This window comes from Nocardioides sp. J54, assembly GCF_000519005.1.
Taxonomy (GTDB): Bacteria; Actinomycetota; Actinomycetes; order Propionibacteriales; family Nocardioidaceae; genus Nocardioides.
The window spans coordinates 109753-123871 of record NZ_JAER01000001.1; the positions used below are offsets into that span (position 1 = coordinate 109753).

The window sequence follows — 14119 nt, forward strand, 5'->3', positions numbered from 1 at the left end:
GCTTGACCGACGAAGCTTCGTCGGTCAAGCGTGAGTTTCGTCGGTCAGGTTCGGGGCGCAGGTCGGTCCGGCGGGCGCGTGGGGTTTCACCACCTAGGTGGTGAAACTCAGGCACTGGGCACACGAAACTACGGCCTGGCACACGAATTCAGGCCCTCGAACAGGGGGTTTCACCACCTAGGTGGTGAATCCCCACTCCGCCGCCGCAGCGAGAGCGTCAGGGCGTCACGCCGTGCTGGCGCAGCGCGGCGTCGGGGTCGACCGGGTCGCCGCCGCCGGGGCGGACCTCGAGGTGGAGGTGCGGGCCGGTGACGTGGCCGGTGCTGCCAACGTAGCCGATGAGCTCGCCGGCGCGGACGGTGTCGCCGACGGACGCGGCGATCGAGGACTGGTGGCAGTACCAGATCTCGGTGCCGTCCTCGAGGGTGAGGACGGTCTTGTTGCCGTAGGCGCCGTCGAAGCCGGTCGAGGTGACCACGGCGTTGGTGACGGCGTAGAGCGGGGTACCGCTGGGGGCGGCGAAGTCGAGGCCGGTGTGGTAGCTCGACCAGAGGCCGTACTCGCCGTAGGTCGCCGTCAGGCGGTAGCCGCTGAGCGGCAGCACCCAGCGGTTGAGGGCGATCTCGGCGGCTTCCTTCTCGGCGGCCTTCGCGAGGTCACCCAGGGCGGTGTTGCGCTCCTCGGCGTGGCGCTCGGCCTCGGCGACGAGGTCGGTGCCGGTCGCCTGGGCGAGGGCGTCACGGTCGGAGTCGCGGCTGACGGTGTCGACGCGCTCGGTGATCGAGCCGGTGCCGAAGGAGCCGGTCATCGCGTTCGCGGCGGTGACCCGGTGGCCGCCGGCGGCCAGCTGCGGGTCGGCAGATACGACGGCGCCGCCGACTGCGACCGCGAGGGTCGCGACGCCGACGGCGACGGGGAGGCTGGGCAGTCCCTTGAAGAGGGGGCCGCGGCTCCCGGAGTGCCTGGTCGCGCGGCGCTTGCCGGGCGAGCCGACCGCGCGCAGCTGGGTCGAGGAGTCGGTCAGCAGCGGGATGTCGCGCAGTGCCGGCAGCTCGACGGTCGGGGTCTTCTCGAGCCCGCGGAGCGTGATCGGCGCAGCGGTCGGTACGACGGGCGCGGGCTCCGGCTCCGCAGGCGTCTCGACGTGGGCGGCGGCAACCAGGGCGGGCTCGACAGCGGGGGCCGGAGCGGGCGTGGCGCGGGTCACAGGGCTGGCCGGGGCCGGGGTGGGCACCTGCGCTGCAGCGACGGGGGCCTCCGGCGCGGGCGTGGGGTCCACCGGTCGGGCCACGCGCTTGCCGACGTAGGTCGACGGCGTCGCCGACTCGTCGACCGGGCGCCGGGCAGCTCGTTTCCCGACGTACGGGGAGGCTGCCGTGGGCTGCGGCGCGCGGTTGTCCGCTCGGTGGCTACCCATCAAGCTGCTGACTCCTTGGGGGGACGTTGTGCAGGCCGGTTTCGGCCCGCATCCTCGTCCGAGGCCCCGAGTGGCTCCGACACGACGTGGCTGTCGGGTGACAGCCGGGCGAAACATGCGCGACCGACCTTAACCGATGCCGGGACCGCCCCGAAATCCTCTGTTCGGACCTGTGGACGACTTTTTCGGGGCCGTGAGCAGGGCCGGGCGGGCGCCCGGCCGCCGGCGTGGTGGCCGACCTGGCGGCTGACCTGCAGGTGTCCGTCCGGTGGCGCGGAGGCGGCCCGCGGGCGGCTGCCGCACGCGCCCGGGCGTGTCGGGTGAGCCGCGTCACGTCGACGCTCCCGGTCTCGTCCTACTCGTGGGTCAGGACTAGTGTGCCGGGGGGTGCGGCAGGCTGCGCACCGACCTCTGACCCAGATGTGAGGACGTAAATCAGTGGACCTGATGGAGTACCAAGCGAAGGAGCTCTTCGCGAAGCACGGTGTGGCCACCACCATCGGCGTGGTCGTCGAGACCGCCGAGGAGGCGAAGGCCGCCGCTGAGCAGCTCGGTGGCGTCACCGTCATCAAGGCGCAGGTCAAGGCCGGTGGCCGCGGCAAGGCGGGCGGTGTCAAGATCGCCAAGACGCCGGACGAGGCCTTCCAGTACGCCACGGACATCCTGAACCTGACGATCAAGGACCTCCCGGTCAACCGGGTCCTCGTCACCCCGGCGACCCCGCCGGAGGAGGAGTACTACTTCTCCTTCCTGCTGGACCGGTCGAACCGCCAGTACCTCTGCATCGCGTCCGTCGAGGGTGGTGTCGAGATCGAGGAGGTCGCGAAGACCAACCCCGACGCCGTCAAGAAGATCGCGATCGACCCGGGCAAGGGCGTCGACGCCGCCAAGGCGCGCGAGATCGCGACCGAGGCCGGCTTCCCGGAGGCTGTCTTCGAGCAGGCCGTGACGATGATCGAGAAGCTCTACACGGTCTTCGTGGAGGAGGACGCGACCCTCGTCGAGGTCAACCCGCTCGCCCGGCTCGCCGGTGACACGCTGGAGGCCCTCGACGGCAAGGTCTCGCTCGACGAGAACGCCTCCGAGGTGCGCCACCCCGACCACGAGGCCTTCGAGATCCGCGAGGAGGCCGACCCGCTCGAGGCGAAGGCCAAGGACCTCGGCCTGAACTACGTCAAGCTCGACGGCCAGGTCGGCATCATCGGCAACGGCGCGGGCCTGGTCATGTCGACCCTCGACGTCGTCGCGTACGCCGGCGAGAAGCACGGCGGCGTGAAGCCGGCGAACTTCCTCGACATCGGTGGCGGCGCCAACGCGCAGGTGATGGCCAACGGCCTCGACGTCATCCTCAACGACGAGCAGGTCAAGTCCGTCTTCGTGAACGTCTTCGGCGGCATCACCGCCTGTGACGAGGTCGCCAACGGCATCAAGGGCGCCCTCGAGCTGCTCGGCGACAAGGCCACCAAGCCGCTCGTCGTCCGCCTCGACGGCAACGCCGTCGACAAGGGCCGCGCGATCCTCGACGAGCTGAACCACCCGCTCGTCACGCAGGTCGACACCATGGACGGCGCGGCCGACAAGGCCGCCGAGCTGGCGAACAACGCCTGAGGCCGGGGGAGAAGAACAGATGAGCATCTACCTCAACAAGGACAGCAAGATCATCGTCCAGGGCATCACCGGCGGCATGGGTGCCAAGCACACCGCCCTGATGCTCGACTCCGGCGCCACCATCGTCGGCGGCGTGAACGCCCGCAAGGCCGGCACCACGGTGACCCACAAGGACCACGACGGCAACGACGTCGAGCTCCCCGTGTTCGGCACCGTCGCGGAGGCCATGAAGGAGACCGGCGCCAACGTGTCGGTCCTCTTCGTCCCGCCGGCGTTCACCAAGGACGCAGCGATCGAGGCCATCGACGCCGAGATGCCGCTGATCGTAGTCATCACCGAGGGCGTCCCGGTCCAGGACACCGCCGAGGTGTGGTCCTACCTGCAGGGCAAGAAGACCCGCATGATCGGCCCGAACTGCCCCGGCATCATCACGCCGGGGGAGTCGCTCGCCGGCATCACCCCGCACACCATCGCGGGCAAGGGCCCGGTCGGCCTCGTCTCGAAGTCGGGCACGCTGACCTACCAGATGATGTTCGAGCTGCGTGACTTCGGCTTCTCGACCGCCATCGGCATCGGCGGCGACCCGATCGTCGGCACCACGCACATCGACGCGCTCCAGGCCTTCGAGGAGGACCCGGAGACCAAGGTGATCGTGATGATCGGCGAGATCGGCGGCGACGCCGAGGAGCGGGCCGCGGACTACATCAAGGCCAACATCACCAAGCCGGTCGTCGGGTACGTCGCCGGCTTCACCGCCCCCGAGGGCAAGACCATGGGCCACGCCGGCGCCATCGTGTCGGGCTCCGCGGGCACGGCCCAGGCCAAGAAGGACGCCCTCGAGGCCGTCGGCGTCAAGGTCGGCAAGACGCCGTCCGAGACCGCGGCGCTTGCCCGGGAGATCCTCGAGTCGCTCTGACTCACCTGCTGAACGGCCGAAGGCCCGCCACCCCCACGGTGGCGGGCCTTCGTCATGCCCGGGGACCGGTTCCCGGTCGCGTGGCGGGGCTCAGCCCAGCCGGTCGACCGCCTTCGGCAGCATCTGGTTCACCGGGGTGCCGCCGTCCTCCTCGAGGAAGTTGTAGTCCAGGCCGACGATGATCGAGGTGACCATCGTGAGCCGGTCGCCCTCCACGGCCAGGCCCGTCTCCATGATGTAGGCCGACTCGCCCTCGTCGATCCCCTCCGGCACCGGGCCGAAGTGGGCGTCGATGATCTGCGCCGCGTCCCCGGTGGCCACGTCGCGGCTGGTGAGGGTCCGGAAGTCGGTGATCGCCTCCGGACGGTCGGTGCACTCGCTGACCAGCGCCGCGACCTCGTCGTACGCCGCGCGGGCGGCTGCCGCGTCGTCGTACCGGCCGACGAGCTGGGTCAGGTGGTCCCCGTCCACCTCGACGTCGTCCTCGGTGTTGCGCAGCTCGAAGTCCGCGCGGACGACCTCGGTGGCGCCGGTGCCGCTGAGCCCCTCGGCGAGGCACGGGTGGGCGAGGTCGCCGTTGCCGTCCAGGTCCTCGTCGCCGGTGGCGGTGCGGAACCAGTCCGCGCCCTCGTTGTAGACGGTGTCGTCGTCGGTGAGCAGCACGTCCTCGGTGAGTGCGTCGGCCGCGGCCGGCGTGCTGGTCGTGCCGGCCTGGTCGGCGGGGGTGGCGGGCGCGCGGTCGTCGGCGGCGGACGGGTCGCTGCCGCAGGCGCCGAGCAGGGTGGCCGCCGCGACGGCGGCGGCGAGGGTGAGCCGGTGCTGTCGCATGGCGGTCTCCTTCGTTCGGTGGTGGTCGGTGGTGGTGCGTCGAGATGAAGACGCTGGGAGGAGCCGCCCGGTTGCAACGATCTCCCCGAAATCTCGGGAGATCTGGCTCCGGCCGCCCCGGGGCGGCGGAGACGCAGCACGGGCCGCCACCTGGTCGGTGGCGGCCCGTGTGCGGGTGGGGTCGTGGTCGTCGGGCGTCAGCAGCCGGCGGCGCGGAAGGCGCAGAGGCCGTCGACCACGTCGGAGGCGTCGGTGAGGACCTGCTCGATGACCTCGGTCTCCCGGCCCTGCGGGTTCCCGCCGTGGCCGGCGCGGGCCTCGACGAGGACGGCGGTGCCGGTGCGGACCACGACGATGGTCTCGCCGAAGGTCGACGGTGACCCGTCCAGCTCGTCCCAGCCGAGCACCGCGAACGAGCCGTCGCCGGCGCCGAGGTCCTCGACCTTCCAGTTCGGCGTGTAGCCGTCCTCGCGGACCTCCTCCACCGGGCACCCGGAGTAGAGGTCGCGCAGCGCCGTGGTCATCGCCGTGGCCTCGGCGACCGTCGCGTAGACGGTCAGCTGCCGGGTCCGGTAGTCCTCGACGTCCTCCCACCGTGCGGTCAGCCGGTCGGCGTGGTCGAGGTCCGGCTGGTCGGTCCCGCAGGCCGAGAACGCCAGCGGGTCGAGGCCGCGCTCCGGGCCGGTGAGGCCGTTGCCGGACTCCGCGGTCCCGGGCTCCGGCCAGCCGGAGGCGAGCGGATAGCCGTCGGGGATCCGGACGTCGCCTGCGGCCTGGCCGTCGCCGTCCTGCCCGTCGCCGTCCTGCCCGTCGCCCTCCGCACCGTCGGTCTGGCCGGGGTCGGCCTGGGCGGTGGCCAGCAGCGAGGCGGCGGGCGGGATCATCTGGTTGACCGGCGTGCCGCCCTCCTCGGGCAGGAAGTCGTAGTCCTGTCCGACGATGCGGGAGTCGAGGACGGCGATCCGGTCGCCGACCCGGACCAGGCCGGTCTCGGCGAGGTAGGCCTCGTCGAGCTCCGCGTCGGGCACGGGGCCGTACTGGGAGTCGAGGATGACCGCCTCGCTGTCGCCGCCGAGGCCGGTGTCGGCGTCGTAGGCCTGGTTGTAGCGGTACTCCGGCGTGCCGGCCGCCGTCGCGGCCTCGGTGCAGTCACGGATCCACTCCGCGATGGTGTCGTAGGCGGCCGATGCGGTGGCCACGTCGGGGAACTGCGCGATCGCCTCGCGGAACCGGTCGCCGGTGACCTCGGGCGGGGTCTCGCCCTCCTCGAGCTGCGCGTTGCGGAGCTCGAAGTCGCGCTGGACCACGGCCGTCGCGCCGAGGTCGGTGAGGCTCTCCCGGGCGCACATCTGGAAGGGGTCGTCGCCGTCGCCGACGAAGGTGTCGGTCGCGAACCAGTCGGCGCCGTCGTTGTAGACGGTCTCGGCGTCGCTGAGCAGGTTCGCCTCGCTGATCACGGACGAACCGCCGTCGGGGTCACCGGCGACGTGGTCGCCGTTGCGGTCGGCGTCGCCGCCGATGACGGCGAACACGGGGACGCTGACGGCTGCGGCGGCGAGGGCGGCACCGCCCGCCACGAGGGCGGTACGACGGCGTCGGATCTGGTCGCCGCGGCGCCGTACGTCGGCTGCGGAGAGCGGCATGTCTCCTCCAGGGTTCGCGGCGCCGAAGCCGGCGCCGAAGCGGGCCAGCTCGTCGATGGGGTCGTGCTGCTCAGGCATGGGACACCCCTCCTCCGGCGAGCCCGGCGTCGTCGGCGAGCAGCTCCGCGAGGGCTGCCCGGCCGCGGCTGAGCCGGGCCTTGATGGTTCCTTCGGGAACGCCGACCTCGGCAGCGACCTGCTGCACCGGGAGGTCGGCGATGTGGTGGAGGACCAGCGCCTGGCGCTGGGCCTCGGGCAGCTGGCGCAGGGCCGCGACGAGCGCGACGTGCGACTCGTCCACCGCGGCCACGGTGCCAGCACCCTGCAGGGCCCGGTCGGGGGAGCGCTCGCCGCGCTTGCGGCGGCGCCAGCGGCTGACCGCGAGGCGGTAGGCGGTGGTGCGTACCCATGCTTCGGGGTACTCGGCCCGGTCGAGCTTGCGACGGTGTGCCCAGGCGCGGGCGAACGCCTCCTGGGTGCACTCGGTGGCCTCCTCGAGGTCACCGATCATCGCGTAGACCTGGCCGGTCACCCTGCGGAACGACGCGGTGTAGAACTCGTCGAATTCGCTGGCCTCCACGTCGACCCTCCTCTCGGACCGTCCTGCGCGGCCCCCGTCGGCGGGGGCTGTCAGGGGGTATACGCCCGCTGCCGGGAGCCGGTTGCACCCGATCCGAGGAAATCTCTACCCGCTGTAGGGCTTCATCGCGCGCAACCTGTCCAGGGCGCGCTCGGCGAGGGCCACGAAGTCGTCGTCGGCGATCCGGGCGCGGGGTGCGGCGACGTAGACCACGACTGCGAGGGCGGTGCCGCTGCGGACCACCGCGACGTCGTACTCCACGGTGCGGTCGCCGGGCAGGGCGGTGCTGAGGTGCCAGGCCGACAGGGACGTGGTCCGCGTGTCGCGGGAGGCGATCTCGTCGACCTCGGTGCCCGCGGTGGCGTCGGTGTCGGGGCACGCTGCCACCTGCTCGCGGAACCGGGCCACGAACGCACGGGCGGCCCGCGGCGGGAGGGTGCCGACGGTCTCGGTGAGGCCGACCTCGGGCGGCAGCTTCGCCGCGCTCAGCACGAACGTGCGGAACCGGTTGCCCTGGATCTTGCGGTCCCGGAAGGAGCCGAAGAGGTGGACGGTGGCGCAGCCGATCGCGCCGGAGTCGATCCGGTCCTCCTTGAGGGCCGCCGGCGGGGTCCCGACCCACGGCCCCTGGTCGGTGTTGAGCGGCGGCAGGTCGATCTCGGACAGCATCCAGCGGACCTTGCCGACGGGGTACGCCGCCCGGTCGACCACCTTGGGCCGGGCCGGCGCGCAGCCACCGCCGTCGGCGAGCGGGCAGAGCCGCCCGACCGCGGAGGCGACGAGGCGGGCCACCCCGCGACGGTCGGCCCTGTCCACGGGGACCCGGGTGGTCAGCGAGGTCGCCGTGGTGAACAGGCCGGTCCGGGCGAGCGCGACGACGTGGACCAGGCGGGAGTCGCGCGGGCGCAGCACGACGAGGGACGCCTCGTCGCCGACACCGGGCAGGTCGGCGGTGCTGACCAGCTGGACCCGCGGCACGGTGGCGTCCTCGTCCTCCGGGGTGGGGCAGCTCGTGAGCCAGGTGAGGGTACGGCGGTAGGTGCCGGTCGCGCGGCGCTCGTTCATCGACGCCTCGGCGAACTGCACGACCGCCCGGGCGGGCTTCACGCCCGGGGTGCGGAAGGTGCGCACCCAGGCGGCGGTGCCGCGCGGGTCGGCGTACCGGTCCGCCTGGCAGGGGAGGACCCGGCCGTTCCCGGTCGAGTTGTCGCTGGTCGCGCCCTGGCGCCAGCCGCGGCCGCGGAGCACCTCCCGGACGGCGTCGACCGGCAGCAGCGCGGTGTCGGGCAGCGTGGTGACGGCGGGCCCGGCCCCCGGCGGGGCACCGGACGGCGTCGGGAGCGGCTCGCGGTGCAGGGACGGTCGGACGCCGGTCGCGTCGGTGGCGACGGCGCCGCCGGCCACGAGCGCGACCACCGCGGCGGTGGCACCGATGACGGTGTGCGCACGGCGGCGGGCGCTGCCGGCGCGGCGGATGATCGTGACCCGCGGCCAGGCGACGGCCCGCGTGACCGATGCCAGCGAGCTCAGCGACAGCGGGATCGCGGAGGTCGGGATGCCCAGCTGCATCGCGAACTGCGCCGCGCCGAGCTGCAGCTCGCGCTCGGCGGCCTCGAGCGGCAGGCCGACCTCCTGGGCCATCTCCTCCATCGTGACCGCCGCCAGCTGGGTCAGCAGCAGCGCCTTGCGCTGGGGGAGGGGCAGGGCCGCCACCGCGTCGAGCACGGAGCGCACCTCGGCGTCGAGGTCCTTCTTGCGGTGGAACGGCCGCGTGCTGTTGCGGCGCAGCGCCTTGCGCCACGCGTTGGGTCGCACCGCCATCTCCGGGTCGTCGAGGCGTGACGTCTTGCGCCAGTGGTGCCAGGCGACGACGAACGCCTCCCGCACGGCGGCCCGGGCCACGGCCAGGTCACCGGTGAGCGCGAAGGTCTGCAGCAGCAGCCGGTCGCGGGTGTCCTTGTAGAAGGCGTCGAAGCTGGTCGCGAGGTCCGCCGTCATCACGTACCCGTGCTCGGGTGAGGGCGTGCGGTCGAGCGGCTCGGTCATGGCCGGACCACCGTACGACGTCGGCGGGAATCCTCACGACCGGGTCCGGGACCGAGTCCTGGCAGCCGTCGTACCGGCGCCGGGGCACTGTGACGGGGATCAGGTCCCGAACCGGGGTGCCGTCGGCGTGCCTGCCCGTCCCGGCGCCGTGGCGGCGTGAAGATGGACGGACCATGACGTCGCTCCAGGACCCCGCGGTGCGCCGTGCCGCCGGACGCAACGGCAAGGGCACGGCCCGCAGCGACGCCGAGCTGCGCCACGAGCTGGCCACCAGCCGTCCGCTGGTGCCCACCGCGACCCTCGGTGGTGCCGTCGCCGCCGGCGGCCCGCTGCTGGTGTGCATGGCCCTCGCGGTCGTCGGCTGGTTCCTCACCGACGCCGGCGCCGACGGCAGCCCGAGCGGGGCGCTGCGCGTCGGCGCGCACGGCTGGCTGGTCGCGCACGGCTCGACCGTCGCCGTGGAGGGCATCCGGATCACCGCGATCCCGCTCGGCCTGACCCTCGCCTGCGCCTGGGCGGCGTGGCGGGTCGGCCACCGGGTGGGAGAGTCGGTCTCCGGGCACGGCCCCGACGCCGACCGGATCGCCGACGGCGCCCGCGACTGGACCGTCCCGCTCGCGGCGAGCCTGTTCGCGCTCGGGTACGCCGTGGTCGCGGTCGTCACCGGCGCGGTCGCCGCCACGCCCGCGTCCTCCCCGGCCCAGGCGCCCGTCGTGCTGTGGTCGGTCGTGCTCGCCGGGCTGGTGGGCGGCGCCGCCGTCGCGTTCGGCTCCGGGCGCGCCGCGATCTGGCTGCCGCTCGTCCCCGCCGCCGTCCGCGACGCCGCGCTCGTGGCCCGCCGGATCCTCGGGCTGTGGGTGGCGATCAGCCTGCTGGCGCTCGCGGCCGCCTTCGTCCTCGACTTCTCCACGGCCGCCAACGTCGTGTCCCAGCTGCACGCCGACGCCGGCGCCGTGACGCTCATGCTCGTCGTCACGCTGCTGGTGCTGCCGAACGCGGTGCTCTTCTCCAGCTCCTACCTGCTCGGCCCCGGGTTCACCGTCGGCACCGGCACCACCGTGTCCACCAGCGCCGTCGTGCTCGGCCCGCTGCCGATGTTCCCCCTGCTCGCCGCCCTGCCCGACCAGGGCGTGCAGCCGTGGTGGACCGAGTGGCTCATGCTCACCCCGGTCCTGCTCGCCGCACTCGTCGCCGCGAAGGTCCAGCGCGACCGCCCCGTCCTCGGGTGGGACCAGGCCGCCATCCGCGGTTGCGCCGGCGGCATCCTCGCCGGCGTCGGCCTCGCCGTCCTCACCGCCCTCGCCGGCGGAGCCGTCGGCCCCGGCCGGATGGCCCACGTCGGCCCCTACACCTTCGAGGTCCTGCTCCACGCCATCACCTCCTTCGGCATCGGCGGCCTCGCCGGCGCCGTCCTGGTGTGCTGGTGGCAGCGGGACGGCGACGGGTGGCTGCGGACGCGGCTCGGAGTGCTGCGGGAGCGGGTGCGGCGGTAGGCCGGGAATCACCGCCTGGGCGGTGATTCCCGAACTTGTTGACTGCTGCAGCGGCCAACAAGTCCGAGTAACGGCCACCAAGTGGGACCGGGGCTCGGCGCGGCGGCTCGGGAATCGCCTCCTCAGAGGTGATTCCCACACTTCCTGACCGTTGCAACGGCCAGGAAGCAGCAGGGACGGTCAGGAGGTGCGGCCGTCGGTGGTGGCCCGGCCCGCCCGTCCTAGACTTCCGCCCGTGCCCGCACCCGCCCGCCTCGTCGTCCTCGTGTCGGGCTCCGGCACCAACCTCCAGGCGATCCTCGACGCCAGTGCCGACCCGGCGTACGGCGCCCGCGTGGTCGCCGTCGGCGCGGACCGCGACGACATCGAGGGGCTGCGTCGTGCCGAGCGTGCCGGCGTACCGACCTTCGTCACGAAGGTGAAGGACCACCCGACCCGCGAGGACTGGGACCGTGCCCTCGCCGCCGAGGTCGCCGCGCACGAGCCCGACCTGGTCGTGCTCGCCGGGTTCATGAAGCTCGTGGGGGAGTCCTTCCTCGACGCGTTCGGCGGGCGCACCGTCAACACCCACCCGGCGCTGTCGCCGTCGTTCCCGGGCATGCACGGCCCCCGCGACGCGCTGGAGTACGGCGTCAAGGTCACCGGCGCCACCCTGTTCGTCGTCGACGCCGGGGTCGACACCGGCGCGATCGTGGCCCAGGCCGTCGTCCCGGTCGAGGACGACGACACCGTGGAGTCGCTGCACGAGCGGATCAAGGTGGCCGAGCGGGCCATGCTCGTCGACTCGGTCGGGCGGATGGCCCGGGAGGGCTTCACCGTCGACGGCCGTCGGGTTCGCCTCGGCGGCTGAGCGGCCGTAGAATCGGCGGCACACGACTGGCGCAGGTGGGTCACCACCAGGGAGTGACGAGTCGGCATCGATCGCCTGGGTGCCCTCATCGAGATCACCGACCGATGAGTCCACCCTGAGGAGCCCCTCGATGTCTGCCACGCCCGACCGGATCGAGATCAAGCGCGCGCTGGTCTCCGTCTTCGACAAGACCGGCCTCGACGAGCTCGTGACGGGCCTGGCCGCCGCCGGCGTCGAGCTGGTCTCCACCGGCGGCTCCGCCGCCCTCATCGAGTCCCTCGGCCTGCCGGTCACGAAGGTCGAGGACCTGACCGGGTTCCCCGAGTGCCTCGATGGCCGCGTGAAGACGCTGCACCCGCGCGTGCACGCCGGCATCCTCGCCGACCGCCGCCTGCCCGAGCACGTCTCCCAGCTCGAGCAGCTCGACGTCGCGCCCTTCGACCTGGTCGTCGTCAACCTCTACCCGTTCGCCGCCACGGTCGCCTCCGGCGCCGGCGTGGACGACTGCATCGAGAAGATCGACATCGGTGGCCCCTCCATGGTCCGGGCCGCGGCGAAGAACCACCCCTCCGTCGCGATCGTCACCGACGGTGCCGACTACGCCCGCGCCCTCGACGCCGCCCGCAACGGCGGCTTCACCTACGCCGAGCGCAAGGAGCTCGCCGCCAAGGCGTTCGTGCACACCGCGACGTACGACGTCCAGGTCGCCTCCTGGATGGGCAGCGTGCTGACCGACACCTCCGAGGGCACCGGCTTCCCGGCGTGGATCGGCGGCACCTACGACAAGTCCGCCACGCTGCGCTACGGCGAGAACCCGCACCAGCCGGCGGCCCTCTACACCGCCGGCGCCGGCAACGGCGGCCTGGCCGCCGCCGAGCAGCTGCACGGCAAGGAGATGTCCTACAACAACTACGTCGACACCGACGCGGCCCGCCGCGCGGCGTACGACCACGGCGACCAGCCGACCGTCGCGATCATCAAGCACGCCAACCCGTGCGGCATCGCGGTCGGCGCCGACGTCGCCGAGGCCCACCGCCGTGCGCACGAGTGCGACCCGGTCTCCGCGTTCGGTGGCGTCATCGCCACCAACGTGCCCGTCTCGGTCGAGATGGCGCGCCAGGTCGCCGAGATCTTCACCGAGGTCATCGTGGCGCCGGGGTACGACGAGGGCGCGGTCGAGGTCCTCCAGGGCAAGAAGAACATCCGGATCCTCGTGGCCGAGCCGCTGACCGCCGGTGGTGTCGAGACCCGCCCGATCAGCGGTGGCCTGCTCGTGCAGCACGTCGACCAGTTCCAGGCCGAGGGCGACGACCCGGCCGGCTGGACGCTGGCCACCGGCGACGCGGCCGACGAGCAGACCCTCGCCGACCTCGCCTTCGCCTGGCGTGCGGTCCGGGCCGCGAAGTCCAACGCCATCCTGCTGGCGAAGGACGGCGGCGCCGTCGGCATCGGCATGGGCCAGGTCAACCGTGTCGACTCCTGCAAGCTCGCCGTCGAGCGCGCCAACACCCTCGTCGAGGGCCAGGAGCGTGCCCGCGGTGCGGTGGCCGCCTCCGACGCGTTCTTCCCGTTCGCCGACGGCCCGCAGATCCTCATCGACGCCGGCGTGAAGGCGATCGTGCAGCCGGGCGGCTCGGTGCGCGACGAGGAGACCATCGCAGCCTGCGCCGCGGCCGGGGTGACGATGTACTTCACCGGCACCCGCCACTTCTTCCACTGAGCCGGACCGAGCGAGCCATGTCGCCCGTCACGTCCGGCCGGTCCGGCGGCACGGGCGCGTCCTGCTCCGACCTGACCCCGACCTGACCGATCTGGAAGGATCAACGACGTGACTGCACAGAAGCTCGACGGCAACGCGACCGCTGCCGCCATCAAGGACGAGCTGCGCGTCCGCATCGAGCGGCTGCACGAGCAGGGCATCACCCCCGGGCTCGGCACCGTGCTGGTCGGCGACGACCCCGGCTCGCGCTGGTACGTCAACGGCAAGCACAAGGACTGCGCCGAGGTCGGGATCGCCTCCATCCGCGTCGACCTCCCCGAGGTCGCCACCCAGGAGGAGATCGAGGAGGCGGTCGCCACGCTCAACGCCGACCCGGCGTGCACCGGCTACATCGTCCAGCTGCCGCTGCCGCGCGGGCGCGACGAGAACCGCGTGCTCGGCCTGATCGACCCCGCCAAGGACGCCGACGGCCTCCACCCGACCAACCTGGGCTGGCTGGTGCTCGGCAACGAGGCGCCGCTGCCGTGCACGCCGTACGGCATCGTCGAGCTGCTGCGCCGCCACGACGTCCCGATCGCGGGCGCCGAGGTGGTCGTGGTCGGCCGCGGCGTCACCGTCGGCCGCCCGCTCGGCCTGCTGCTCACCCGCCGCAGCGAGAACGCCACCGTGACCCTGTGCCACACCGGCACCGTCGACCTCGCCGCGCACGTGCGCAAGGCCGATATCGTGGTCGCCGCCGCGGGCGTGCCCGACATCATCACCGGCGACATGGTCAAGCCCGGCGCGGCCGTCCTCGACGTGGGCGTGAGCCGCGTCGACGGCAAGATCGCCGGCGACGTCGCCGCCGACGTCTGGGAGACCGCGGGGTGGGTCTCGCCCAACCCGGGTGGCGTCGGCCCCATGACCCGCGCCATGCTGCTGGCGAACGTGGTCGCGATGGCCGAGACGCAGGCCGAGGGCGGGAAGGCAGCGCACTGAACGAGGAGCCGCACGTCGCGGAGGAGCCCGGGGAGGGCAG

At 73.1% G+C, this 14119-nt stretch carries 11 protein-coding genes and 1 riboswitch; of the genes, 6 read left to right on the forward strand and 5 right to left on the reverse strand.

From position 1 onward, the window contains the following. Positions 1–217 precede the first annotated feature (217 nt). Positions 218–1417 (reverse strand): M23 family metallopeptidase, encoded by a 1200-nt coding sequence (locus NOCJ54_RS27885; RefSeq protein ID WP_051485313.1) that lies wholly within the window; start codon positions 1415–1417, stop codon positions 218–220. A gap of 438 nt (positions 1418–1855) precedes the next feature. On the opposite strand from NOCJ54_RS27885, the gene sucC reads away from it, so the two are divergent. Further along, on the forward strand, positions 1856–3025 hold the full coding sequence (gene sucC, locus NOCJ54_RS0100490; RefSeq protein WP_028653876.1) for an ADP-forming succinate--CoA ligase subunit beta: 1170 nt from the start codon (positions 1856–1858) through the stop codon (positions 3023–3025). Between the two features lie 19 nt (positions 3026–3044). Beyond that, positions 3045–3941, forward strand: coding sequence for a succinate--CoA ligase subunit alpha (gene sucD, locus NOCJ54_RS0100495; RefSeq protein ID WP_028653877.1), 897 nt, complete (start codon positions 3045–3047; stop codon positions 3939–3941). A 90-nt stretch (positions 3942–4031) separates the two neighbouring features. Here the strand turns inward: sucD and NOCJ54_RS0100500 are convergent, their stop codons facing one another. The 4 genes from NOCJ54_RS0100500 to NOCJ54_RS0100515 all read right to left on the reverse strand — a co-directional run bounded on the left by NOCJ54_RS0100500 (position 4032) and on the right by NOCJ54_RS0100515 (position 9038). Then, entirely contained in the window at positions 4032–4769 is a 738-nt protein-coding gene (locus tag NOCJ54_RS0100500) for a hypothetical protein (protein ID WP_028653878.1), read from the reverse strand. Between the two features lie 197 nt (positions 4770–4966). Next, the gene (locus NOCJ54_RS0100505; RefSeq protein WP_028653879.1) at positions 4967–6490 is read right to left on the reverse strand and encodes a hypothetical protein; all 1524 of its coding nucleotides are present in this window, start codon (positions 6488–6490) and stop codon (positions 4967–4969) included. Continuing rightward, complete coding sequence (locus NOCJ54_RS0100510) at positions 6483–6992, reverse strand: RNA polymerase sigma factor (protein ID WP_028653880.1); 510 nt, start codon at positions 6990–6992, stop codon at positions 6483–6485. Before NOCJ54_RS0100510 ends, NOCJ54_RS0100505 begins: the two co-directional genes overlap by 8 nt. Positions 6993–7097: 105 nt before the next feature. Further along, positions 7098–9038, reverse strand: a complete 1941-nt coding sequence (locus NOCJ54_RS0100515) for a hypothetical protein (protein ID WP_028653881.1) — start codon at positions 9036–9038, stop codon at positions 7098–7100. A gap of 173 nt (positions 9039–9211) precedes the next feature. Between NOCJ54_RS0100515 and NOCJ54_RS23140 the strand changes: the two genes are divergently transcribed. The 4 genes from NOCJ54_RS23140 to NOCJ54_RS0100535 all read left to right on the forward strand — a co-directional run bounded on the left by NOCJ54_RS23140 (position 9212) and on the right by NOCJ54_RS0100535 (position 14079). Further along, entirely contained in the window at positions 9212–10531 is a 1320-nt protein-coding gene (locus NOCJ54_RS23140) for a cell division protein PerM (protein ID WP_051485315.1), read from the forward strand. Positions 10532–10766: 235 nt separating this feature from the next. Further along, positions 10767–11381, forward strand: a complete 615-nt coding sequence (gene purN, locus NOCJ54_RS0100525) for a phosphoribosylglycinamide formyltransferase (RefSeq protein ID WP_028653882.1) — start codon at positions 10767–10769, stop codon at positions 11379–11381. Positions 11382–11393: 12 nt separating this feature from the next. Further along, positions 11394–11469: riboswitch (ZMP/ZTP riboswitch) on the forward strand. Between the two features lie 42 nt (positions 11470–11511). Next, positions 11512–13101: a bifunctional phosphoribosylaminoimidazolecarboxamide formyltransferase/IMP cyclohydrolase gene (gene purH, locus NOCJ54_RS0100530; protein ID WP_036516315.1), complete on the forward strand. Its 1590-nt coding sequence runs from the start codon at positions 11512–11514 to the stop codon at positions 13099–13101. 108 nt (positions 13102–13209) lie between these two features. Next, positions 13210–14079 carry a bifunctional methylenetetrahydrofolate dehydrogenase/methenyltetrahydrofolate cyclohydrolase gene (locus NOCJ54_RS0100535; protein WP_028653884.1) on the forward strand — a complete coding sequence of 290 codons (870 nt, stop codon included), beginning with the start codon at positions 13210–13212 and terminating at the stop codon, positions 14077–14079. Positions 14080–14119: the final 40 nt, after the last annotated feature.

Excerpts from the sequence above, each read along its gene's own strand:
- NOCJ54_RS27885 (WP_051485313.1), bottom strand. The coding sequence starts at position 1,417 with ATGGGTAGCCACCGAGCGGACAACCGCGCGCCGCAGCCCACGGCAGCC.
- sucD (WP_028653877.1), top strand. The coding sequence starts at position 3,045 with ATGAGCATCTACCTCAACAAGGACAGCAAGATCATCGTCCAGGGCATC.
- NOCJ54_RS0100500 (WP_028653878.1), bottom strand. The coding sequence starts at position 4,769 with ATGCGACAGCACCGGCTCACCCTCGCCGCCGCCGTCGCGGCGGCCACC.
- NOCJ54_RS0100505 (WP_028653879.1), bottom strand. The coding sequence starts at position 6,490 with ATGCCTGAGCAGCACGACCCCATCGACGAGCTGGCCCGCTTCGGCGCC.
- NOCJ54_RS0100515 (WP_028653881.1), bottom strand. The coding sequence starts at position 9,038 with ATGACCGAGCCGCTCGACCGCACGCCCTCACCCGAGCACGGGTACGTG.
- NOCJ54_RS23140 (WP_051485315.1), top strand. The coding sequence starts at position 9,212 with ATGACGTCGCTCCAGGACCCCGCGGTGCGCCGTGCCGCCGGACGCAAC.
- purH (WP_036516315.1), top strand. The coding sequence starts at position 11,512 with ATGTCTGCCACGCCCGACCGGATCGAGATCAAGCGCGCGCTGGTCTCC.